Annotated in this window: 21 protein-coding genes and 1 pseudogene; 6 read left to right on the forward strand and 16 right to left on the reverse strand. The window is 70.6% G+C overall.

The window, feature by feature from the left end; genetic code table 11:
* Nucleotides 1-127 precede the first annotated feature (127 nt).
* The 4 genes and pseudogenes from AC0680_RS34105 to AC0680_RS34120 form a co-directional block, all read right to left on the reverse strand.
* Nucleotides 128-334: pseudogene (locus AC0680_RS34105) on the reverse strand (DUF2470 domain-containing protein); the annotation flags it as partial.
* A gap of 84 nt (nt 335-418) precedes the next feature.
* Complete coding sequence (locus tag AC0680_RS34110) at nt 419-1,351, reverse strand: NUDIX domain-containing protein (protein ID WP_478636685.1); 933 nt, start codon at nt 1,349-1,351, stop codon at nt 419-421.
* Entirely contained in the window at nt 1,348-2,289 is a 942-nt protein-coding gene (locus tag AC0680_RS34115; RefSeq protein WP_478636687.1) for an NUDIX domain-containing protein, read from the reverse strand. The genes AC0680_RS34110 and AC0680_RS34115 overlap by 4 nt, the downstream gene beginning before the upstream one ends.
* A 495-nt stretch (nt 2,290-2,784) precedes the next feature.
* Entirely contained in the window at nt 2,785-3,741 is a 957-nt protein-coding gene (locus AC0680_RS34120) for an NAD-dependent epimerase/dehydratase family protein (RefSeq protein ID WP_478636689.1), read from the reverse strand.
* A 209-nt stretch (nt 3,742-3,950) separates the two neighbouring features.
* Here AC0680_RS34120 and AC0680_RS34125 point away from each other — a divergent pair, with 209 nt between their 5' ends.
* Complete coding sequence (locus AC0680_RS34125) at nt 3,951-4,670, forward strand: TetR/AcrR family transcriptional regulator (RefSeq protein ID WP_478636690.1); 720 nt, start codon at nt 3,951-3,953, stop codon at nt 4,668-4,670.
* A 32-nt stretch (nt 4,671-4,702) separates the two neighbouring features.
* The gene (locus tag AC0680_RS34130) at nt 4,703-5,086 is read left to right on the forward strand and encodes a VOC family protein (RefSeq protein ID WP_478636692.1); all 384 of its coding nucleotides are present in this window, start codon (nt 4,703-4,705) and stop codon (nt 5,084-5,086) included.
* A 106-nt stretch (nt 5,087-5,192) separates the two neighbouring features.
* On the opposite strand, the gene AC0680_RS34135 is transcribed toward AC0680_RS34130, so the two are convergent.
* The 8 genes from AC0680_RS34135 to AC0680_RS34170 form a co-directional block, all read right to left on the reverse strand.
* Nucleotides 5,193-5,957, reverse strand: coding sequence for an ABC transporter ATP-binding protein (locus AC0680_RS34135; RefSeq protein ID WP_478636694.1), 765 nt, complete (start codon nt 5,955-5,957; stop codon nt 5,193-5,195).
* On the reverse strand, nt 5,954-6,817 hold the full coding sequence (locus AC0680_RS34140) for an ABC transporter permease (protein ID WP_478636696.1): 864 nt from the start codon (nt 6,815-6,817) through the stop codon (nt 5,954-5,956). The genes AC0680_RS34135 and AC0680_RS34140 overlap by 4 nt, the downstream gene beginning before the upstream one ends.
* A complete protein-coding gene (locus AC0680_RS34145; RefSeq protein WP_478636698.1) occupies nt 6,814-8,169 on the reverse strand; it encodes an ABC transporter substrate-binding protein in 1,356 nt (451 codons plus the stop codon). The genes AC0680_RS34140 and AC0680_RS34145 overlap by 4 nt, the downstream gene beginning before the upstream one ends.
* A 77-nt stretch (nt 8,170-8,246) precedes the next feature.
* Nucleotides 8,247-9,014 carry a GntR family transcriptional regulator gene (locus AC0680_RS34150; protein ID WP_384427446.1) on the reverse strand — a complete coding sequence of 256 codons (768 nt, stop codon included), beginning with the start codon at nt 9,012-9,014 and terminating at the stop codon, nt 8,247-8,249.
* Between the two features lie 285 nt (nt 9,015-9,299).
* Nucleotides 9,300-10,487 carry a cytochrome P450 gene (locus AC0680_RS34155; protein WP_478636701.1) on the reverse strand — a complete coding sequence of 396 codons (1,188 nt, stop codon included), beginning with the start codon at nt 10,485-10,487 and terminating at the stop codon, nt 9,300-9,302.
* Entirely contained in the window at nt 10,484-11,197 is a 714-nt protein-coding gene (locus AC0680_RS34160; RefSeq protein ID WP_478636703.1) for a cyclodityrosine synthase, read from the reverse strand. The genes AC0680_RS34155 and AC0680_RS34160 overlap by 4 nt, the downstream gene beginning before the upstream one ends.
* 334 nt (nt 11,198-11,531) lie before the next feature.
* Nucleotides 11,532-12,701 (reverse strand): macrolide family glycosyltransferase, encoded by a 1,170-nt coding sequence (locus AC0680_RS34165; RefSeq protein ID WP_478636705.1) that lies wholly within the window; start codon nt 12,699-12,701, stop codon nt 11,532-11,534.
* A gap of 293 nt (nt 12,702-12,994) precedes the next feature.
* Nucleotides 12,995-14,965: a collagenase gene (locus AC0680_RS34170; protein WP_478636707.1), complete on the reverse strand. Its 1,971-nt coding sequence runs from the start codon at nt 14,963-14,965 to the stop codon at nt 12,995-12,997.
* A 584-nt stretch (nt 14,966-15,549) separates the two neighbouring features.
* Here AC0680_RS34170 and AC0680_RS34175 point away from each other — a divergent pair.
* Nucleotides 15,550-16,224, forward strand: coding sequence for a hypothetical protein (locus AC0680_RS34175; RefSeq protein WP_478636708.1), 675 nt, complete (start codon nt 15,550-15,552; stop codon nt 16,222-16,224).
* Between the two features lie 53 nt (nt 16,225-16,277).
* Here the strand turns inward: AC0680_RS34175 and AC0680_RS34180 are convergent, their stop codons facing one another.
* Both AC0680_RS34180 and AC0680_RS34185 read right to left on the reverse strand, forming a co-directional pair.
* Complete coding sequence (locus AC0680_RS34180) at nt 16,278-16,751, reverse strand: nuclear transport factor 2 family protein (RefSeq protein ID WP_478636710.1); 474 nt, start codon at nt 16,749-16,751, stop codon at nt 16,278-16,280.
* 55 nt (nt 16,752-16,806) lie between these two features.
* On the reverse strand, nt 16,807-17,220 hold the full coding sequence (locus tag AC0680_RS34185) for a nuclear transport factor 2 family protein (protein WP_478636712.1): 414 nt from the start codon (nt 17,218-17,220) through the stop codon (nt 16,807-16,809).
* Between the two features lie 85 nt (nt 17,221-17,305).
* Between AC0680_RS34185 and AC0680_RS34190 the strand changes: the two genes are divergently transcribed.
* A complete protein-coding gene (locus tag AC0680_RS34190; protein ID WP_478636714.1) occupies nt 17,306-17,746 on the forward strand; it encodes a MarR family winged helix-turn-helix transcriptional regulator in 441 nt (146 codons plus the stop codon).
* Nucleotides 17,747-17,843: 97 nt separating this feature from the next.
* Here AC0680_RS34190 and AC0680_RS34195 read toward each other — a convergent pair whose 3' ends face one another.
* A complete protein-coding gene (locus AC0680_RS34195) occupies nt 17,844-19,622 on the reverse strand; it encodes a TlrC/CarA/OleB/SrmB family ABC-F type ribosomal protection protein (protein WP_478636716.1) in 1,779 nt (592 codons plus the stop codon).
* A 450-nt stretch (nt 19,623-20,072) separates the two neighbouring features.
* Here AC0680_RS34195 and AC0680_RS34200 point away from each other — a divergent pair, with 450 nt between their 5' ends.
* Nucleotides 20,073-20,438, forward strand: a complete 366-nt coding sequence (locus AC0680_RS34200; RefSeq protein ID WP_478636718.1) for a MerR family transcriptional regulator — start codon at nt 20,073-20,075, stop codon at nt 20,436-20,438.
* 46 nt (nt 20,439-20,484) lie between these two features.
* Complete coding sequence (locus AC0680_RS34205) at nt 20,485-21,501, forward strand: NADPH:quinone oxidoreductase family protein (protein ID WP_478636720.1); 1,017 nt, start codon at nt 20,485-20,487, stop codon at nt 21,499-21,501.
* 84 nt (nt 21,502-21,585) lie between these two features.
* Here the strand turns inward: AC0680_RS34205 and AC0680_RS34210 are convergent, their stop codons facing one another.
* Nucleotides 21,586-21,867 carry a hypothetical protein gene (locus AC0680_RS34210; protein WP_478636722.1) on the reverse strand — a complete coding sequence of 94 codons (282 nt, stop codon included), beginning with the start codon at nt 21,865-21,867 and terminating at the stop codon, nt 21,586-21,588.
* Nucleotides 21,868-22,027 lie beyond the last annotated feature (160 nt).

The following is a 22,027-nucleotide window of genomic DNA, read 5'->3' on the forward strand; positions in this document are numbered from 1 at the left end:
AACAGGGCTTTTGGTTGGACCGGCGAGGCGGCTGGACTGCGAGAGCCGGCAGCAAGTTCACCGTTGTGGGGGACCGTTGCCTATGCGATCACCTGCCGCCCCGACGGCCCCCGGTGCTGCCCGGCGGTCAGGCCGGCAGGTGGTGGGCATGGGAGAGGCGGCGTGCCGTGGCCAGGAGGGCGTGGATCTGGGGGCCGGACTGGTCGATGTCGGTCACCGGGGTCTTGAACGGCAGCCGGACGTCGTGGTGGGTGTCGGGGTATTCGAGGCGCAGGGTCACGCCGTAGCGGTCCATCGCCACCGGGAGGGCGCGCAGCATGCCGCGCTCCAGGCGAAGGTAGGGAGTCGCAACCAGTGACAGCTACTTAGGTAAGCCTAACCTAACTTTCAATGTCTCCCGCGCCTGGCAGGGCCGTGATCACGGTGCGTCTTCGGATACGGTGCCCGGCGCCAGGAACCGGCCTGATTTCGCGGCCAGTTGGCGCTGCAGATACTCCGCCGCGTCGTCGGGTCGCATACGCGCGAGGGTGACCAGACCGGTGATGACCACGTCCGCGACCTCGGCGTGCACGTCCTGCCAGGTGTGGCTGTCGCCCTTGCGGGGATTGGTACCGCGCACACCGATGACGGCCTGCGAGGCCTCGCCGGTCTCCTCGGCGATCTTCAGCACCTGCAGCGTCCACTGCTGCTCGTGATCCAGCCCGCGCTCGTCGTCGTGCGCGGTGAAGCGACGGGCCAGATGCCCAACGGTGTCCCAGACGTATCCGTCCAGGGTGGGGCGTCCTTGCGAGTGCGGCGGTGCCGGCTGCGGCGACGTGGCCGTCTGCTGTTTCCGGCCACCGGCGGGGCTGCCGTCGATCGGGTAGCCGTGCACTGGTGACAGGCCGGGCAGGACACCCGGCCACACCGCTTCCAGTGCCTGGGCGGACGGTACGAAGACCGGCCCGAGGGCGGCGAGGGAGTGCGGGTCGTGCCACTCCCAACGCTGGAACCGGTGCGGTTCGGGCAGGGCGAGAGTCCCCGACCACGCGGCGACACGGACCACCGCGGACAGGCGCCTGACGTCCTCCCGGTCGTCGTGGAGGATCGTCAGGAGGTGCGCGTCGCTCAGCTCGGCCGTCAGTCCGGTCTCCTCCGCCAGTTCCCGCACGGCCGTTGCGGTGACGTGCTCCCCCGGCTCCACGCGCCCACCGGGAAGCTCCCAGATCCCGCTGGTCGACCGGCCCAGCAGCACCCGTCCCGAGCTGTCGGTGACCACCACGCACGCGCCGACGACCGCCTGCGGCCTGGGGCGCCCCTTCTCCACCGCCCTGAAGGACGCCTCAGGGGTACCCGCCGTCTGATCGGTCATGACCATCCCATCTCGGTGTAGTGGCGGCCTTCCTGGATCGCCTCGACGGCGGCACGGGTGTAGGGCACGATCGGCTCCGGAAGCGCCTCCGGCCGCCACCAGCGCCAGCTCAGGCACCTGTCGGGCTCGCGAATCGCCGGCACGCCCGCCCAGCGCCGGGCGCGGAAGACCATCTGCAGGCGCGGCCGGCTCCCGGGTGAGTCGACGAGGTGGACCGCGTGCACATACTCGACGTCGCGCGGGTCGATCACCAGGCCCGCTTCTTCCTGGGCTTCGCGCACGAGGCAGGCGACGGCGGATTCTTGCTCGCAGTGGCCGGCCAGGAAGTGCCATGTCGAGCCCGCGTAGGCGGAGTCGGGGTGGCGCAGTCCGAGCAGCACCTCGCCTTCGCTGTTCTCCAGGTAGAGGTGGACCCCGATGACATGGGACACGGCTCGCCCATCCGAGGCCGGAGCGAGCCCGCGCGGGTGGGGAGGCCGGTGGGTGGCGGGATGCCTCTCGGCGTGGCGGCGGATCAGACTGCGGGTCGACGGAGCCATCCGCAGGCGCGGCATGACTTCTGGACGAAACCAGTGCAGCATGACGCCCTCGGTCAGCGGCAGCGTCGCCGGGTCGCCGGCCCACCGGCCCGTGAAGATCCGGATCGGGACGACGGTGCCGTCACCGCTGTGGGCTTCTTCCCTGGCGAAGGGGGCAAGGTCGATGTCGAGGCCGGCCTCTTCCCGCAGTTCGCGGCGGACGGTGTCCTCCAGTGACCGGTCGCCTGGTTCACGGCCGCCGCCGAGCAGGGACCAGCACCCCGGCTCCCAGATCCCCGGACGCTCGTCCCGCAGGTGCAGCAGGTATGCGCCGGCCCCGTCGTGGATCAGTGCCGACGCGTTCGCCCGCCCGTGCTCCGGCGGCGGGGCGGAGCCGAGTGGTGAGTTGTCCTCTTTCACGGGTGTGCCGTCCTGGTGTCGGTGGTGGGGAGGCACGGTCCGCAGGGCCGATATTCGAACGCGGCGGGTCCCTCCATGGGGGCGGTTGAGGGATTCAGGGTTCCTCCAGGGGGAGCGATGAGTACAGGTGCTCTAATAACGGCCCGGGTCGCGACTCGTAACGTCGTCCTTCATCGTGCGTCCCGACTGGCGAGATTGACGGAAGTGTGACGAACGCAGAGGGGGGAGGACGGGGGCTCGGTTGCTCGCCGGGACGTGCGCTCTCCGTGTTCCCGGCGATGTCCGAGTCCGAGGGTGCGGGGTCGGCCGACCGCACGGCGACGCATCCGGGCCGATGCGGAAGGGCGGACTGCCGGTACGGCTCCGGCCTGCCGAAACACCCTTTGCCCGGAACGCCTGCCTGGAACGCGTGCCGCTCATCCGACCACGACTTACCGTCCGGCGGCGTCGGCACCGGGCCGGCCGCTCCGGGGGCCACCGACCGGGTGCGGCAGGTCAGTTCCGCGCACCGGCCATCAGCGTGCGGAACCAGCCGAGGGTGGCATCGAGGGTCGCATCCAGCGGCGTCGGACGGAGGCCGAAGGACCGCTCGAACGCCGAGGAGTCCACGATCTGCGGCTCGGTGTGCTGGTAGAACATCTCCGCGTACTCGTCCATGAAGGTCGCATCGAACGGCCCGAAAGGGCGCGGCTCGGTGAGCACCACCCGCCGCAGCGGCCGGCCCACCCGCTCCTCGATCATCGAGTGGATCTCGCGGGTGGTACGGGCGGGTGCGGTGGGCAGATGCCACACCCGGCCCTCGCCGTCCGGGTCTTCGCCGAGGGCGGCCAGTCCCGTCGCCACGTCCTGGATGGCCGTGTAGCTGTGCGGGAGGTCGATGTCGCCCAGCGCGAGCACCTCGCCGCCGGTCAGCGCGGGCGGGAACACCGCGCCGCCGAGCGTCGAGTTGAGCACGCCGGGACCGACGAAGTCGGCCGACCGGCCGAGGGCGACACGGGCCCGCCCCGCACGGTGAGCGGCGAGGTATGCCTCGTCCAGCTGCGCCCGCATCACTCCCTTGCGGCTCGTCGCCCGCCAGGGAGTGTCCTCAGTCATCACCTCACCGCGCGTCGGGCCGTACGGATACAGCGTGTCCAGGACCACCAGCCGTGCCCCGGTGACCTCGACGGCGTTCAGCACCGCCTGCTGCACCCGGGGCATGACCTCGGTCTGCTGGTGATAGGCGACGTTCACGCAGTGGTACACGACATCGGCGCCCTCGACGGCGGCCAGCGCCCCGTCGCGCGTGCTCACATCGGCGGCACGGCGCTGCACGCCGTCGGGGGCGCCGTCCGGCGCCGAGCGGCTGACCAGTCGTACGGCCTTGCCCTGGCGGGCGAGCTCGGCGGCGAGCGTGGTGCCGGCCGGGCCGGCACCCAGAACGGCATGGAGACGGCGTGCGGCAACAGACATGGCGGTTCCTTCTCTCCGGGAGGGCGGTGGGTGGATCGGATCAGCGGCGGGCGAAGGCGGTGGAGCGGAGGTCTTGGCTTCGCTTCACTCCCTCACTTCTGTTAGAGACCATAACTATCGTGATTCCACCTCGCAACTGAAGCGATGGTTACGATGAGCGAGGACCGCTCACACATGCCGTCCGCCGCCCCGCGACGCAGGAGGAGAACATGGCCGCCGAGGTACGAAGCCCCCGGGCGCGCTACCGCGAGCAGAACCGTGCGGAGATCAAGGCGGCCGCGCTGCAACAGCTCGCCGAGGGTGGCGTGCAGGCCGTCGCGCTCACCCGGATCGCCAAGGACATGGGGCTGTCCGGGCCGGCGCTCTACCGCTACTTCGCGGGCCGGGACGATCTGCTGGGCGAGCTGATCCGGGACGCCTACGACGACGTGGCGCAGGCCATCGCGCAGGCCGTCGGCGGCTCCGCAGGGGACGCGCGGTCCACCCTGCACGCCCTCGCCGGCGCCTACCGGAGCTGGGCCGTCGCGCAGCCGCACCGCTATCTCCTGATCCAGGGAACGCCGCTTGCCGGTTACGCGGCTCCGTCCGACACGCTCCAGCGCGCAAGGGCCGTCCTGGGGCCGTTTCTGAAGGTGTTCGCCGCCGGTGCGCCCGCCGAGGCCCTACGGCCGGTCGTCGCCGAGATGGACGCGTGGGTGCGCAAGGACGACGGCGTCGCCGACTGGGTGGCGCAGCACACCGGGCTGCCGCCGCACGGCGAGGCGGCCGGCACCGCCCTCGCCGGTACGGTGCTGGCCTGGTCGCAGCTGCACGGCACGGTCGGCCTGGAGGTATCCGGCCACTACGCCGGGATGGGGCACCACGCGTCGACCCTGCTCACCGCGCAGATCGACACCCTGGCCGACTCCTTCGGGCTCCAGGCGTATTGATCACGAACGTTGCCTGGGGCAGGCTCGGGTGCATGGTTTCGGTGGTGCAGAACGTGGCGATCGACTGTGCGGATGCCTATGAACTGGCCCGATTCTGGAGCGAGGTGCTCGGTTGTCCGCTGCATCCGGAGGGCAAACCGGGTGCCCCGGAGACCGCGGTGATGCTCCCGGAGGGTCCGCTGCTGTACTTCAACCAGGTGCCGGAACCGAAGACGGTCAAGAACCGGATCCACCTGTGCCTGCGCCCGAAGACCTCGCGCGAGGAGGAGGTCGCCAGGCTGCTCGGCCTCGGTGCCACCCTCGTCACCGATCGCCGGGAAAGCGACGGCGCGGGCTGGGCCGTCCTCGCCGACCCTGAAGGCAATGAGTTCTGTGTGCTCCGCAGTGAGGCCGACCGGGCTGCGATGCCGTCCTGAGGCGTTCGCTCGAAGGTCGTGCCCCGCAGCGCATGTCACGGCCACTGGTCGATGGCGGACGGCCCAGTCGCCAGGCCGGGAGGGAGTCAGGTCGTGAGACCGCGCCTCACAGGGACGCGAGGACGCGGCGGCGCAGCGCGGTGGTGCCGGGCGCCTCGCGGGCTTCCCGCTGCCGGGGATGCGGGACGTCCAGGACCTCGCCGGACGTGAGCAGGGCGATCCGGTCGCCGAGGTAGAGGGCCTCGTCCACGTCATGGGTGACGAAGACGACGGTCGCACCGGTGCCGCGCAGGATCTCCACGAGCAGGTCCTGCATCCCGGCGCGGGTGTGCGGGTCGAGCGCGCCGAACGGCTCGTCCATGAGCACCGCACGGGGCCGCCCGGCCAGCGCGCGGGCCAGCTGGACGCGCTGCCGCTGCCCGCCGGAGAGCTGGTGCGGCAGCTTGCGGGCGTGCCCGGCGAGGCCGACCCACCGCAGCCAGTCGTCGGCGACCCGCCGCCGCTCGGCCCTGGCCATGCGGCGGATGGCCAGCGGCAGTTCGACGTTGGCGCGGACGCTCCGCCAGGGCATCAGGGCGTCCTCCTGGAAGACCAGCGCCCGGTCGGCGGCGGGCCCGCCGATCGACGCCCCGTCCTGGGTGACCCGTCCGCCCAACGGGGGCAGCAGCCCGGCGAGGGTGCGCAGCAGTGTGGACTTGCCGCAGCCGGACGGGCCGAGGACGGCCACGAGTTCGCCCGGCGCGATCCGCAGCCGCACGCTGCCCGGCAGGGCCTGATCCGCCCGATGGCCGAGCAGTACGTCGTCCAGGGCGAGTTCGGCGCCCTGCCGGACGGGAGCGGCGCTCGTGGTCGTGGGACTCGCAGGGCTCATGGGACGGGCTCCTTGTCGAGGGCCGGAGCGGGGGACGGGACGGCCAGGGGAGCGGCGCGCAGGGCGCGGCGGGCCGCACGGGACGGGGCGCGCTCGGCCGGGCGCGGCAGCCAGGAGGTGGCGCGGCGGCCGAGGAACTCCACCGCGGTGGAGGTCAGCCAGCCGAGAGCGCCGATGGTGGCCATGCCGACGAAGACGCCCGGATAGTCGACGACCGTGTAGTCCTGCCAGGTGCGGTAGCCGACTCCGTACTCGCCGGAGATCATCTCCGCGGAGATCACACAGATCCACGCGACGCCGATGCCCACCGAGAGCCCGCCGAAGATGCCCGGCAGCGCGCCGGGCAGCACCACCGAGAACAGCACCCGCAGCCGGCCGCCGCCCATGGTGAGCACTGCCTCCTCCCATACCGGCGTGAGCGCGCGCACCGCGTGCCGGGTCGACACCAGCACCGGGAAGAACGCCGCGGTGAAGGTGATGAACACGATGCCCTGCTCGTTGGTGGGCAGCAGCAGGATCGCGACCGGGACCAGGGCGATCGCCGGGACCGGCCGCGCCACTTCCACCAGCGGGCCGAGCAGGTCGGCGGCCCACCGCGACCGGGCGATCGCCGTGCCCGTCGCCACCCCGAGGACCGCGGCGAGCAGGAAGCCGAGCACGATGCGACGCAGGCTGTGGCCGAGGTCCTGCCAGTACGGGCCGGTGGCGAGCCGGTCGCCGAAGGCGGATGCCACCTCGCCGACCGTGGGGAACTGGCCGAACCGCAGCCAGAGTTCGACGTCCAGGGAGGTCAGCAGCTGCCAGAGGCCGAGGGCCGCGGCGAGCGAGGCGGCCCGGACCAGCCAGCGGCCCACGCTCATGACGCCCGCCCCACGGCGTCCGCGTAGCTGACGACCCGGGCCCCGGCGTGCCGCTCGAGGTACGTCCTGGCATGGGCCGGGGTGACGAAGGCGCGCAGGTCGGAGCCGTCCGCGACCCACACCGCCCGGTCGGCGAACCACAGGGTGCCGGTCAGCGCGTCCGGCACGTACGCGGCCCGCACCGCGGCGCCCTTCGCGGCCTTCAGCAGCTGCTTCGGGCTGTCGAAGGCACGGGTGGTGGACCGGCCCTTCAGCCACAGCTCGGCCTTGGCGGCGCCCGCCCGGGGATAGGAGGCGGCGCGCGCGGCCCGCCGCAGCGGTGCCGGGTCGACGAAGGAGTCCACGTCGACGTCGCCCACCAGCTTGGCCGCCTTCAGGATCGGGACGTCCTTCTTCAGCGCGCCGATCAACTCCGGGCGCAGCGCCGGGTCGAAGGTGGCGATGCCGTGGGCGCCGTTGTAGAGGTAGACCACCTCGGCGGGGAGCCCGGTCTCCTCGGCCACCGACTCGGCGGCGGCGACCGGGCGACTGCGCAGATAGTCGGTGGCCCGTCGCTGTGCCTGGAGGAAGTCGTCCAGGACCCCGGTGCGCTCCTTGGCGAACTTCTCCCGGACGGTGACGCCGTGGAAGGTCGGCAGATTCAGGTCGGCCCCGTCGTACAGGGCCTTGGCCTTGCCCTGGTAGGCCAACTGGCCCGGCCAGGCCACGAATTGGGACAGTGCGTCGACGCTGCCCCCGGCCAGGGCGGACGCGCCCACGCTGGGCTGCTGGTTCAGCTTCTCGATGCCCCGCTCCGGGTCGATCCCGGCCTGCTTCAGGGCTCGGACCAGGGTGCCGTCGGCGGCCGAGCCGACGCTGGTGGAGACCTTCTTGCCACGCAGGTCGGCCAGCGAGCGCAGGGGCGAACCGGGCGCGGTGACCACGGTGTTGAGGCCGCCGCGCAGGTTGTAGCCGGTGACCGAGACCAGCCGCGTCGGCTGCCCCAACTGCCGGCCGCGGGCCGCGTTGATCAGCAGCGGGAAGTCGCCCATCGACCCGATGTCGATCTTCCCGGCGGTCATCTGGGAGGTGATCGGGGCGCCCGTCGCGTAGTCCTGCCACTTCACCTTGTAGGTGATGCCGTCCTTCTTGCCGCGGGCCGCGAGTTCCTCCTCGAAGTAGCCGAGGGAGCGCAGCAGCGTTCCGGCGGTGACGGTGTTGATGGTCTTCGACTGGTATCCGACGGTCACGGTGACGGTCTTGGAGTCCTGGGCCCCGGCCGCGCCACCGCACGCCGTGGCCAGCGGCAGCAGCAGGGCGAGCGGCAGGAGCCGGGCGAGCGGCCGAAGCCGGGGGTTCGGGACAACAGGCATGGCTGTCTCCAGGGAGGGCGGTAGCGGGCAGTCGCGGGAGGAAACGCGGAGGTGGGACGGGCGGAGCGGGTCAGACGTCAGACGGAGCGGTGCAGGACGCCGCTCATGGTGATGCGGTCGCCGCGGAAGCGGATGAACTCCAGGTCCACGGGCCGCCCGTCGGGCAGATGCGTCAGCCGCTCCAGCATCAGTACGGCACTCCCGCGCGGAGCCTGCAGCACCGCGGCGGAGTGCGCGTCGGCGTTCACGGCTTCGAGAGTGATCTCGGCATGCCCCAGGGGGCCGCCGGTCAGCGTCTCCAGGAGCCGGAACACGTCCGTGGACTCCAGGTCGCAGCCGAGCAGCTCACCGCCCACGTCCATGGGCAGATAGGACAGGTCCAGGGAGAGCGGCAGTCCGTTGAGGCGGCGCAGCCGCTCGATACAGAGCACGTCGGTGTGGTCGGGCAGGCCGAGCCGGTGCGCCACCGGGCCGGGAGCGCTGACCGGTCCGACGGTGCGGACCTCGTTGGTGACCCGGCCGTGCTCGTGCAGGGTCTCGGCCAGGCCCTGCAGCCGGTCGAGGCCGTGTGCGTACTTCTCACAGACCACGACGGTGCCGACGCCGGCCTTCCGCTCCACGAGCTGCTCGCCGCGCAGCAGGTCGAGGGCCAGCCGGACGGTGTTGCGGCTGGCCCGGTAGTCGGCGGCGATGACGTTCTCCAAGGGGAGGACGCCGCGCGGGAAGCCGCCCGCCAGGATCTGATGGCGCAGCAGGTCGGCGAGTTGCCGGGCCCGGTCCGCACGCAGCCGCCGACGGCGCGCGGCGGCGACCGGAAGCGAGGCGGGGATGCGTTCTGCTGGCATGGCAGGAAACGTACCGGCGCGGCGGCTGCGATGGTGTTGCGGCAGTATTGCGCCACCTCGCGGCCCCGCTCACACCGCTCTGACCTGCGACATCGACAGCCAAGGGCGAAGATCCGCCACCCCGGTGCCCACAACGTGGACGGCCCTTGCACACCGTGCCGCCTACGCAGGCCGCCCGAATGTACAGAAACCGGCTGAATACGCTCAGAGCGATGGCCCCGACCTCTCTCAGGCCGGGACCACCGCTCCTGTGCCGGGCGCCGGCTCACGCCGGCACCGCTGCTCCTACCAGGCGACCGGCAGGCGCTCGGGGATGCGCTTCATGAAGCGGGTGCGCCAGACGAGCTGGTCGACGGGGACGGCCAGGTGCAGGCCGGGCATACGGGTGGTGAGGGCCTCGATCGCGATCTCGATGTGCTTCTTCCCGAGCGGTACGGCGGGGCAGTAGTGCCCGCCGTAGCCGAACGAGAGGTGAGCGGCCGCGTTGGGCCGGTCGATGTCGATGGTGTGCGGGTCGGGAAACACGCTCTCGTCGGTGTTGGCGGCCTCGACCAGGACGAGGACGAGTTCGCCCTTCTTGATCTCGGTGTCGCCGAGCAGCATGTCGTCCATGGCCAGGCGGGGCAGTCCGTCGGCGATGGACAGGTTCACCCGCAGCAGCTCGTCCACGGCGGCCGGTATCTTGCCGGGCTCCGCGCACAGCTGCTCCCACACCCCGGGGTTCTGCAGGAGCGTGAACACGGCCATGGTCAAGGCGCCCATGGTGGAGATGACTCCGGCACCGAACATGGTGACGCCGACGGTGGCGAGCATCTCGTCGGTGAGGTGCGCGTAGTCGGGGTCATCGCGCAGGGCGGCGAGTTCGGCCATGAGCCCGTCGGTGGCGGGGTCGTTGAGCCGCCCGGTCATATAGGCGATGTCCCGGTCCCAGTTCAGGCGCGCCCCGGTGATGGGGCATGCCGAGTTCATGAACGCGATGTCGAGACTGGACGCCAGCAGCGGTGCGTCGTCGCGGGGGATGCCGAGGATGTGGCAGTGGAGGTGCTCGGCGTAGGGGTTGGCGAACTGCCCGCGCAGGTCGACCGGCGGGCCGTAGTCGAGGATGCCGTCGACCAGGTGCGCGGCGTGGTCGGTCATCCACTCCGGCAGGCCACCGGCCCTGGGATTGATCGCCTTGAGTACGGCCTTGCGGAGACCGGCGCCGGTGATGTTGCCCATGTTGTTGACCACTTCGGGCGGGATGGTCAGCGCGTACTGCCGTGGGACGCCGGGGGCGGAGGTGTCCTTGAGGCTGAAGCGTGGGTCTTCGAGCACCTGTCTGCACAGCGCGTACGAGGAGACGAGCCACGCCTCGTCCCCGGCGATGGTGCGTACCCGTGTGACCGGGGTGGCGCGGAGCTGCTCGATCTCCGGGGGGAGGCGGTCGCCGCGGGGGGAGAACGGGAAGTCGATCAGGGTCGGGGCGGTCGTCACTGGTGGTCTCCTTCGGTGAGAGTGCCGGCGGGGGTGATCACGGCGTGGCCCTGGTTGCGTGTGGCGCGCAGACCGTGCCCGCGCGAGTACAGGAGATCGGCCATCGGCAATGCTTGGTGGTAGCAGTTGAGCGACGAGGGGACGCCCATGATCGCGGGGGTGTCGATGAACAGCGGCGCTTCGGCGCAGATGTAGTCGAGGCAGACCTGACGCTGACGGTCGGTGGGCCGCGCTCCGTCGAGGACCTTGGTGGTGAGGAACTGGACCACGAGCTGATCGCAGACCTCGCGGAACGCCGGGTCGGTGGACAGCCGATCGTCCAGGCCCTCGCGGATGACCCGATAGGCGGGGATGTCCAGCAGCGCGGACATGGGGCGGCCGCGGAGCCTGGTGCCGTCCGGGTCGAGCGCGGCAACGGCGGCGGTCACCTTGGCCCGTACACCTCGCAGGTTCTTCACGGCCTTGCGCTGGGCGTCCACGGCCGGATAGCCGAGCGCCTCGTACATGTCGGCGACATGCAGATCCGTGTAGATGAGATCGACCTGACGGAAGTTCTCCACTCCCCAGGCGGCGAGGCCGAGGACCCGCTGATGGGTGAAGTAGGAGTTCCCCGGAGAGATGCCGATGACAGCGTGATCACCTTCGTCGGTGATGACCTGGCAGTGCGGGGTGTACGGACGGACGTGGTAAATCTCGGTCGCTGTCGTCAAGAGACGATGTCCCTACGTGCCGCTAGTCCCTGGGAACCCCGTGTTCCCGGTGTGGCGGCGACAGCGGAAACCTACCTGACTGTCGGTTCTGAATGCTGTCGAACCAGGAAGTAACTCGCAGGTCAGGGCGTTTAGTTGGTTCACATCGCGTTCACAAGCAGGCCTGATGATCGCGAACGGGCCCGCCGTGAAGCCGCTCGGGCCGAACCCCCGGGGGTCGGCGGAGGCGCGCCACTCCCCGCCTGCCCGCGCCGGGCACGCCGTCCCCCGACCCGCGAACTCGGCCGTCGAACCGGGCAGCCGACCTCCGACGGCACGCGTTCGGCCTTTGCCGTCAGCCCACTCGCTCCACCACCAGCTGCTCCTCGATCAGGTCCACGGCCCGACGGGTGCCGCCCTCGGTGCGGACCTCGGCCCACAGCCATGCCGAGCGGGCGGCGACCTGTGGATCGCCGATCAGTTCCATCAGGGCCGTACGCAGCGCCGCCGCCGTGACGTCCGCGGTGTCGATCCGACGAGCGACACCCAGTTCGACGAGCCGGTCGGCGTAGCGGCACTGCTCGGGCCCGCGCGGTACCGCGATCATCGGCACACCGGCGTACAGCCCCTCACCGCAGCTGCCCATGCCGGTGTGCGTCACCCATGCGTCCACCTGCTCGAGGATCGCCGACGGCGGCACCCACGGCAGCACTTCGAAGTTGGGGGGAATCCGTTCCCCCAGCCGGCCCGGATCGCTGCCGCTGTCGATCTGCAGCACCACATGCCAGCCCGGAAGATCCGCGAAGGCCGCCACACACTGCTGGTGGATCTCCCGCTGTCCGAGGTGCGCCGAGCCGCCCAGCGACACCAGCAGCACCTTCTTCGCACCGGCCGGCCGCATCCAGCCGTCCGGCTTCTCGCCGGTGGCGCAGCACGGGCCGACGAACGTCACCGCCTTGGTGTCGACCCGGTCCGCATACGGCTGCATGGCGCGCGGGATCAAGGCCAGCACCCGCCGCGGCCGGCCGGTGAACTCCGCCACCTTCGTGGTCGCCGCACCGCACCGGGCCAGCCAGGCGGCGAACCGCGCTCGGTAGGCGGAGCCTCCGGGCAGCCCGGCGAACGCCGTATCCATCTCCTCCTGGGCGCCCTCCCAGGCCACATGCGTCGCAGACAGCTGGACCAGGCCGCGGCCCTGCGCCTCGGCCAGCGCGCGGCCCGCGTACGCGCCGACATCGCAGAGGTAGAGGTCGGCGGGGGTGCCGTCGTACGCGGCGTGCAACTGCGGCAGTACGGCCATCGCCTCGTCGAGGAAGAGGGAGGCGGCGGCGATGGGATCCTGCGGCCACTCGCTGTCGGCGACCGGAAGAGTGGAGGTCAAGCGGACCAGCTCGGCACCGGTGGGGGCGATCAGCTCGGCGACGTGGTCGGCGTTGGCGTACGTCACGCGATGGCCGCGGGCCACCAGCTCACGGATGATCTCCAGGCTCGGCAGCACATGGCCGACCAGAGGCGTGCCGATCATAGCGATATGAGAAGGAAGGGGCATATCAGGAAACTTCCTTGGATAGAGGTCTACGCCAGGCAAACGCCGAGAGACGCGACTGGGCAACGCGGCAGCGCGCAACAAGGCACCGGCGCGCAGTGCCCGGGACACGGGAAGGCGTGTCCCCCAGGTGTCCGAGGAGTCCCCACATGTGAGCCGAACGACCGATGAAGGGCATCGGCGCAAGGGAGGAGCCCGGTGTTCCGCGCACGGGCGGCGCGCGGAACACCGGGCTCTCCTGACTCAGTTCCTGTCGAGGGCCGAGGCCCTGGTCACCGGCCGCTCCGGGCCGGCAGCCGGCCGCAGTCGCCGCCGGCGCACTTGCTCAGCCAGTCGGCGAAGTCGGCGTCGTACTTGGTGCCGATGGTGTCGTGGAGCAGGCTGTGGGCCGCGTCGTACTCGCCTGCGCGGTAGTGGCCGAGCAGGGTGGCCACGTCGTCGGGGTGCGACTGGAGCATGTAGCGGACGCCCAGATAGCCCCACTGGTAGATGCGGGTGGTGTCGGCGTTGTCGTACGTGGTCCCGAAGAGCTGGCTGAGCTTGTAGGTGTTCTTGCCCGCCTCCTCGATCGCCCTGTCGTAGGTGACGCCGCGGTACGAGTAGGAGACGTACTCGGCGAATCCCTCGACCCACATCACGGTCGGGGTGGTCTGCCCGGCCGCGAAGTCGCCGTACATGTCGAAGCGGCCGTCGAGGTAGTGGGTGTACTCGTGGTTGAGGTTCCAGATCTGGAAGGCGCCGTCCTGGGCCGGCTGCTCGTAGGCGATGAAGCGCGGCTGGTTGCCCTCGGCGGCCGGATCGCCCTCCAGGTACATGCCGCCGTTGTTGGTGTCGATGCCGAAGACGACACCGGCGTAGGTCTTGTAGTCGGTGCTGGAGTTGAAGGCGACGATCTCGATATTGGTGTTCTTGTCGTCCTTGACCGGGCCGTTGTCCTTCACGATGCCGTGGAAGACCGGGTCCTGCTCGAGGATGCTGTCGCAGGTGGCCGAGAGCTCGGACGCGGTCAGCTCCTGCGCGAGGATCTTCGCGCTCGGACCGCAGGTGTGCTTGACCGTCAGCACGGCGTCGCGCACGCGGTTCTGCAGGTCACAGGTGTCGTACTCGGCGCAGTTCGCCTTGTCGAACTCATCGGTCATCTCGGCGAGACCGACCCAGAGCGGGGCGGTGCGCCCGGTGATCTCGCTGCGGCCGAGCAGCTCCTTGACCAACGGCTTGACGGTGTCCTTGAGGTCGGCGTGCTGCAGGAAGCGGGCGAGTTCGCGGCCGGCGTTGCTGGCCAGGTAGGCCTTGTCGGTGCCGAGCAGATCGTCGTGGGCGACGGCGAAGTCGCGCAGTCCGGTGAGGACGCTCGGGTCGGCCTTCACGGCGTCCACGAACTCCGGCAGCTGGTGGCCGCGGAACAGCACGGTGTAGGTGTTGTTGACCGCCGCGAGCATCCAGTAGAACTCGTCGTAGGACGCGTTGTAGTCCTTCTGCAGGCGCTTGACCACGTCGAGGTAGCGGGCGTTCTCTCCGGAGCTGTCGATCAGGGTGACCGTCTCCGCCAGGGTTTCGCCGTTGGTCTCGGAGACGTCGAAGGCGTGGGACGAGCCGAAGAAGCCGTCCAGCGCTGCTTGAATGGCGCTCTTCAGCGTCGGGCCGTATTCGCCGACGTTCTCCGGCTGGTTGTACTGGATGTAGTAGCCGGCACGCAGGTACAGCACCACCTGGGCCGCGGAAGTGCTGTTGTTCCCGGGGTAGTTGGCCGCGACATCCTTGAGGGCGTTCGCCACCGTGACCATCTGTTCCTCGCGGAAGAGGGCCTTGGAGTCCTCACCGGTCACGCTGAACAGCGTGTTGATGCAGGCGGTCTCCGACTGCTTGATCTGCTCGACCAGGGCGGCACCGGTCTTCGAGGTGAAGTCGCTGACGTTGCAGTCCGCCGCGGCCTTCGCCGCGGAGCGGGCCTTCTTGCGCTCCGCGGCGTTCTGGGCGGCGGGGAGCGGAGGGCGCGCGAAGTGCGCGGTGTTCGTGGCCGATCGCGCGGGGGCGGCGGCGTGTCCGGGTGCGAGGTCGGCGGCGAGCACGGTGGCGGAGGCGGGCTGCGGTGCGGCCGCCGACCTCGGTGCGGGCTTGGGCGCCCCGACGCCGGCCGGCGCCGCCCCGCCGTTGGGGGCGAGCAGGGTGAGCCCCAGGCCGGCGGCGGCCACGGTCGGTATCAGCAGGTGGACGAGCTTCTTGAGGGTGGGGGGTCTACGCATGTCGATGGCCTCCAGGCCGGTCGGCAGCCGTGCGAGGGGCACGGCGGTGGGGGGTGCGGACCGTGATGGCACGGGAAAGTTGCGCACTCTCGCAGCGCTGTCATGCCCGCGGAAAGTGTGACGGTACAATTTCACAGTTCACATGGCAGTGAAAGAGGGCTGCATGTAACGAATGAAACTGATGATTCGTCAGAAGTGTGCTCTCCCGGCAGGTTTGAGGTCTCCGCACGGAGCCGCGCGGCAGCCGGGCGGCGACAGTCCGCCCAGCCGTCCCTGTTCAGGCCAAGGGCCAGGACCGGCCGGAGCTGGAGGCCATGCGCGACCGTCACGGGCGCGGCGCTCCACGCCCCTCCCGGTGTGTGCGACTTCCGGTCCTCGACGGGGTGATCCACTATGGATGCCCGCGTCCTGACCGCGAGGTCCTCCGCGCTGGGGCACGCCGTGCGCGGTGGTTCCTGCCCTCCGAAAGGAAAGAGAGAGCGATGGAGCGTCACTTAAGGTCGTCCCCGTTCACGCCCGTCCTGCGTACGCTCATGGGCTTGCTGGGTACGGCGTCTTTCGGGACGGGGGTGTACGCGGTGTTCGTGACCCAGAACGGGACGGGCACAGGGGTGTTGCTCGCCTTCGGGGGTGTCCTGCTCGTCCTCGCTCTGCTCGGTAACCACATCGAGAGCTTCGAATTCGGTGGAGCCGCTCTGAAGCTCCGCGCCGCCGCGGCGGAGAGATTCGCACTGGCGGAGGAGTCCGAACGCCAGGGGGACCCCACCACTGCCGGCCGACTGCGCGCGGAGGCGCAGGCCCTGCTGGACGCCGCGGGGCCCATCGCGGCCGACTACCGGTCGCTGCGCGGCTCGATGCGCCCCAGTCCCCACCGGACCCGTGCGATGGAAGAGGTGGTCTCCCGGGCTCGCCGTCTCTCGGAGGAGCGGCCGTTCGAGCCCGACGAAGTCCTGCGCTGGCTGCGGGAGGGCAACGACGAGGAACGCGTCACCGCGCTGGCCATGATGCAGGCCAGCCGTGCACTGCGAAATTTCGAGGCCGCACTGGAGGCCGTCGAGCACTCGCGCAGTGCGTTCGAGCAGTACCACGCAATGCTGCTCACCGCACAGATGATCGACGACCTCGACGCGACGCAGCTGGGGCGGTTGGCCGAGGTCGTCAGGTCCCAGCGAGGGCTGCGCTTCCGCCGCGACACCGACCGGTGGCGGCTCAGCGAGGACATCCTCCGACGCGTGGACGGACGCTCGGGCCTCCGGTGAGCAGGGGAGCTCACCGGGTGGGCCGGGCGGCCGGACACGCTCGACCGACGGTGCTAGGTGTGCTGGCCGGACAGGTTGGTGAGGGCGGCGGCCACAGTGGGCAGCCGCCCCATCGTGTGCGCGATCCGCAGCCCGTCCATGTAGTCGCGGACGTGCAGGATCAGGCCGTTGCGGACCCGGAGCACCAGGAGGCCGGGGAAGCTGAACGACCGGCCGGTCGTCGTCAGGGTTCCGCAGACGGTCTGCTCGACCGTGAACACCTCGGGGTCGGTGCTCTGGTGCACGACGACGTCGTTGATCTGCTTCGGCTGCGCAGGGCTCGCCCCCCAGGCCGCCCGATAGCCCGCCCGGACCTCCTCGCGCCCCCGGTAGCACTCGGGCAGGCCCGGGAAGAGGAACGGAAACTCGTGTACGGCGTCGGCCGCGTACAGGTCGGCGAGATCGTCCGCGGACTTGTCGAGCATGGCCCGGTGGTAGCGGCCCAGCAGCTCGTGCGGGCCGCTCTCGGACGAGGCGGAGTCAGTCATGACGGTCCTCCATGAGGGTCCTTCCGGTTCATCGGTCCGGGCCTGAACTCTTCGGTCATTTCTCCCGCATCCAGGCGAGCGAGATCTGCATGTCGCTGAATCGCCAGCCCGCCGGGGTCCGCACCGCGGCACCGGCCACTCGCAGGCCACTCGTCCGGTGGGGCGGTTCGTCGTCGCGGTAGAAGTACGTGAGCTCGTTCGCGGTGGCCTTCGCGCGGTCGCCGTCCACATGCACCAGCACGTCGCCGTGCATGTGGAAGGTGCGCTCTCCCTCGACCGGGCTTCGCTTCAGATAGGCGGTGACCTCGGCCAGGCCGTGCAGCTCGCCGCCGCGCGGCGAGCGCACCACGACGTCGTCGGTGTAGATGGTGTGGGCGTCGGCGTGACGGTGTTCGTCCAGCAGATTGGCCAGGCGGGCGAACAGTTCGGCGATCTCGACGCGGTCGGCGGTCCGGGTGTCGGTGGACACGGCGTCTCCTTCGGGCAGCTGCGTGTTGGTGTGACCAACACTAGCCGAAGGTGTTGGTCCCGCCAACACTGTTACGGTGGTTTCCATGGACGAGACCCCCGAGGGGCTGGCGGCGAAGCCCAGCTGGCTGATCACCCAACTGGCCGTGCACGTCCGTCGGCTGGTGTCCGACGGTTTCACCGCTGCGGGCGCGCGCGGGTACCACTACCGCATCCTGGCCGCGCTGGACGAGTTCGGGGCGGCGAGCCAGGCCGAGCTCGGGCGCCGGTGCCGCATGGACCGCAGCGACGTCGTGGCGGCCGTCAACGAACTGGTCGAGCAGGGCTTCGTCAACCGGGCGCCGGACCCGGACCATGGACGGCGCAACAAGGTGACCCTCACCGCGAGCGGTGCCCGGCGGCTGCAGCACCTGGGCCGGGTACTCGACCAGGTCCAGGACGACCTGCTACAACCGCTGTCGGCCGAGGACCGACAGGTCCTGACCCGCCTGCTCGGCCGAGTGCTCGCCCAGCACGAATCGGGGTGACCGCCTTGTGGCTGGAAGGGGGCCGTCGCGAGTGCCGCTCGGGCCGGCCCGCATCGGGCCGACCCTGGGCATGCCCGCGTCGCGCATGGTCAACCGGTCATTGCGGTCCTTCCGCCGAAGGAGCTTCCCTGGCCTCCGCCCGGAAACGGGCGACCTCGCCGTCGCGCAGCGCGAGGTGGGAGCCGGTGAACCGGGAGCGCATGCGGCGGTCATGGGTGACGACCACCAGGGCACCTCGGTAGTCCGCCAGTGCCCGTTCCAGTTCCTCGACGAGGGCGGGGGACAGGTGGTTGGTCGGCTCGTCGAGCAGCAGCAGGTCCGTCGGCTCGCTGACGAGCCTGGCCAGTTCGATGCGGCGCCGCTGCCCGTACGACAGGCTCCCCACCCGTAGCCGCAGCTCCGCCGGGCCGAACAGGCCGAGTGAGAGCAGCGCCTGCGTGTGTTCGTCCACCGTGCCCACGCGTCCCTGGGCGAATGCCTGCAGCACGGACAGTTCCGGGGCCCAGGGCGTCCCCTCCTGGCGCAGGTGCCCGACGCGGCCGGGTACGCGTACCGAGCCGCCGTCCGGCCGGAGCTCCCCTGCCAGCACCCGCAGCAGGGTGCTCTTGCCCGCCCCGTTGGGGCCGGTCACCAGTAGCCGTTGGGCGGCGCCCAGGTGCAGTGCCGGCAGCCGCAGCCGATCCCCGACCCGCAGATCGCAGACTTCCGCCGCCGTCCGGCGCGGTTGCCCCCGCCCCACTGGTACCTCCCGCACCTCGCCCGGGGCCTCCTCGGGCCCGGCCGAGGTGGTGATACGGGCGGTGAGGACGAGCGGGGCGGGGGGCGGCGCGACGGGGTCGTCGGTCAGCCGTTCAAGGCGTGCCTTGGCGTTGCGGATACGGCCCGTCGCGCCGTGCCCGCGGCTGCGCGACCGGAAGGCGCCGTGGCCGAAGACGGCGAAGGGCAGCTTGCGCGGCATGTCGTGCAACCGCGATGCGTTGGACTCCACCAGCCGCCGGTTGCGGACCAGTTCGGTGCGCCACTGCTCGTACTCCCGCAGCCGGCGCCGGCGCTCGGCTTCCTTGGTCGCGAGATAGCCGTCGTAGCCGTCGCCGTACCGCGAGACCGTGCCGGAGCCGACTTCCAGGACGGTGGTGGTGAGCCTTTCGAGGAACACCCGGTCGTGGGTGACCGCGACCACGGTGCCGCGGTGCGCGCGCAGGTGCGCCTCCAGCCAGCTCACGGCCTGGTCGTCCAGGTCGTTGGTCGGCTCGTCCAGCAGGAGCAGCTCCGGCCGCGAGGCGAGCGTGGCGGCCAGCGCCAGACGGGACCGCTCGCCGCCGGAGAGGGTGCCCAGCCGCCTGTCGCGTGCCAGACCGGGCAGTCCCAGGCCGTGCAGCGCGCTGTCCACCCGGGCCTCGGCCGCGTATCCGCCGCGCGCCTCGTAGCGTTCGACCAGCTGCGCGTATGCCTCCAGGGCGGTGTCGAGTTCGGCTCCCGCGGCCCGGTGGCTCAGGTCGGCCTCGGCCCGGCGCTTCCGGGCTTCGAGGTCACGCAGGTCGGCCAGGGCCAGATTGACGGCGTCCTGGACGGTGGCGTGGGGCGGCAGCTGGAGCGTCTGTGCGAGGTACCCGGTGCCGCCGACTGCGCATACGGTCAACTCGCCGTTGTCGGCGTCCAGTTGGCCGGCCATGAGCTTCAGGAGGGTGGATTTTCCCGACCCGTTGTCGCCGACGACGCCGACCCGCTCGCCCGGTTTGACGGAGAAGGAGACCCCGTCGAGGACGAGGCGGTCCGCGTAGCGCTTGGTGACGTCGCGGAACGCCAACTGCGCGGTCCGCGCGCCGGCGGTAGCGGCGGTGGCGGCGGGCGGCGATGCGGAGGAAGAGGTGTGCATGGAGCTACTCCCTGCTCCCGGCGGCTGAGCCGACCGGGTTCGATGAGGTCGATGGCGCGTCCGCGTCTCGGCAGGCCCGGACGGCGCAGCCCGGCAGACGGAGTCGGGCGCTGACGGGTGCGGCGGAGGCACACGCGGGAAGGGGGGCGGTGACGGCGGAGCTCAGCTCGACGCGGGCACTCGCTCGGCGATCACAGGAACAGGGAACCCATGCGCAGCACCTTACGCGCCGGGAGCCTTTTTAACAAGACGAATCGTCTCGTCTCTTTGCTGCCTGTCCTGTTCCGGTTGCCGTGAGGCAGGAGGCAGGAGGCAGGAGGCAGGAGGCAGGAGTCAGGAGGCAGGAAGCAACAAGAGGTTGTCGACGCCTGAGAAGGTCACCGGCGGCTTCACTTCGCCGTGGCGGGGCATGCAGGAAGATCGCGGTGCGCCCGGACGTTGCCTCCAGGTATGAAGATCGGCGAGGCATCCAGATCCAGCGGCGTGAGCGCGAGGTCGTTGCGGCACTACGAGGACGAGGGCTTGATCGTCCCTGGTCGGTGCAGCAATGGGTTCCGCGACTACTGCCAGTCCACCATCAACCGTGTGCTCGTCATCCGCTCGCTCCTGGAGTCCGGGCTGCCGGTGCGGTTGATCAGGGAGGTTCTACCCCGCCTCACCGACGGACCCGATACCGGCGCGGATGCGGTGGGCGCGGAGTTCCTGCATGAGGTGCAGAGCTATCGCGATCGGCTCGCCGCACGAATCGCCGTTCTCAACGATCAGCAGGCGGCACTCGATGCCTATCTGCGACAGGCCCGCCGTCCTGGCCCATGACCGCCACTTGACCTTGACGTAAGTGTCAGGCTCCTACATTCGGTGCATGGAGATCAACAAGCAGCGGCACACCGCTGGGCAGAGCGTACGAGCACTGGTCCAGCGGTCGCACCGGGGACCGAAGGACCTGACCCTCACGAGCGATCACCGCAGCCCCACCCCGGGGCCGGGTGAGTACCTGGTCCGCGTCGGCGCCGCCGGGGTCAACTTCGCGGATGTGATGCAGACCCATGGCGCCTACGGAGGAGGCCCGCAGGCACCCTATGTGGCGGGCTTCGAAGCCGCCGGCGAGATCGTGGGCATCGGCGCGGAGGTGGAGCACCCGCTCCCGGTCGGCACCCACGTCGTCGGCACCGGCCCGGGCGCCTTCGCGCAGTACATGACGATGCCGGCCGCGGCGGTGCTTCCCGTCCCTTCGGGTTGGAGTGACGCCCAAGCCCTCGGCCTGGTGCTCAACTGGGCCACCGCATTGGCGGCATTGAAGCAGTTGGGCGAGGTCAAGAGCGGTGACGCGGTGCTCATCCATGCCGCAGCCGGCGGCGTGGGGCAGGCCGCTGTCCGCCTCGCCCGCCACTACGGTGCGCGGGTGATCGCCACGGCGTCACCGGACAAGCACGACACGGTCAAGGCGCTCGGCGCCGACGAGGTCCTCGACAGCCGACGCCCCGATCTGGCCGCGGAGATCACCCGTCTGACCGGCGGCGTCGACCTGGTCCTGGAATCGGTGGGACGGGCCACGTTCGAAGTCAGCCTGTCGGTCACCAAACCGTTCACCGGACGCATCGTCGTGTTCGGCGCCGCGTCCGGCGACGCCAGCCTCAGCACCCATGACCTGGTCTTCACCCACCAGGTCCAACTCAAGGGCCTGCACATCGGTGCACTGGCGGCCGCGGCCCCGTCCCTCTACCGATCGTTGCTCGTCGAGATCGAGGAACTCATCGCCCAGGGCGTCTATCTGCCCGGCACCCCCGAGGTCCACCCTCTGGCCGAGGGGCCGACCGTACTGGAGCAACTCGAAGCGGGCCGGACCCGTGGCAAGCATGCCCTCGATCCCTGGCGGTAGGAACGCCGGTGGCTCACCGCGATGTCCCGGATGGTCCTCTTCGGTGCGGCACCGAAGAGGACGTCGGCACCCCGCGGCGAAACCTCAGTGGTGCCGTGACCGGGAACGGGAAGGTGTGCCGGGGTGGCTGGAGGCCGCGGACCAGCCGGTCGGGAGGGTGTACTGCCAGCCTTCCTGCCACCCGAAGGGGGCGTCGACGAGGTCCTCGATGGCGGCGCCGGTCAGGAGGCAGTCGAGGGCCCACTTGTTGGCCGAGTGGGCGATGAGCAGGACGCGCTGCCCGCTCCAGCCGGCGGCCAGGTCGTGGAGGAAGCCGGCGGTGGCGGTGATGATCTGGCGGTAGCTCTGTCCGCCGGGGAAGGGCACCTCGATGTGCCGTGAGCGTTCGGCTGCCAGGTCGGTGACCGGGCAGCCGTTGAGGTCGCCGTAGTGGATCTGACCGTAGTTCCGTGAAGCTCATGGCTGGGTGAGGATGCGGGTCCGGAGGAGTTCGAACGAGGCCCGGCCGTACATTGCTCTCTTGAGC

Source organism: Streptomyces sp. NPDC043738, assembly GCF_056436545.1.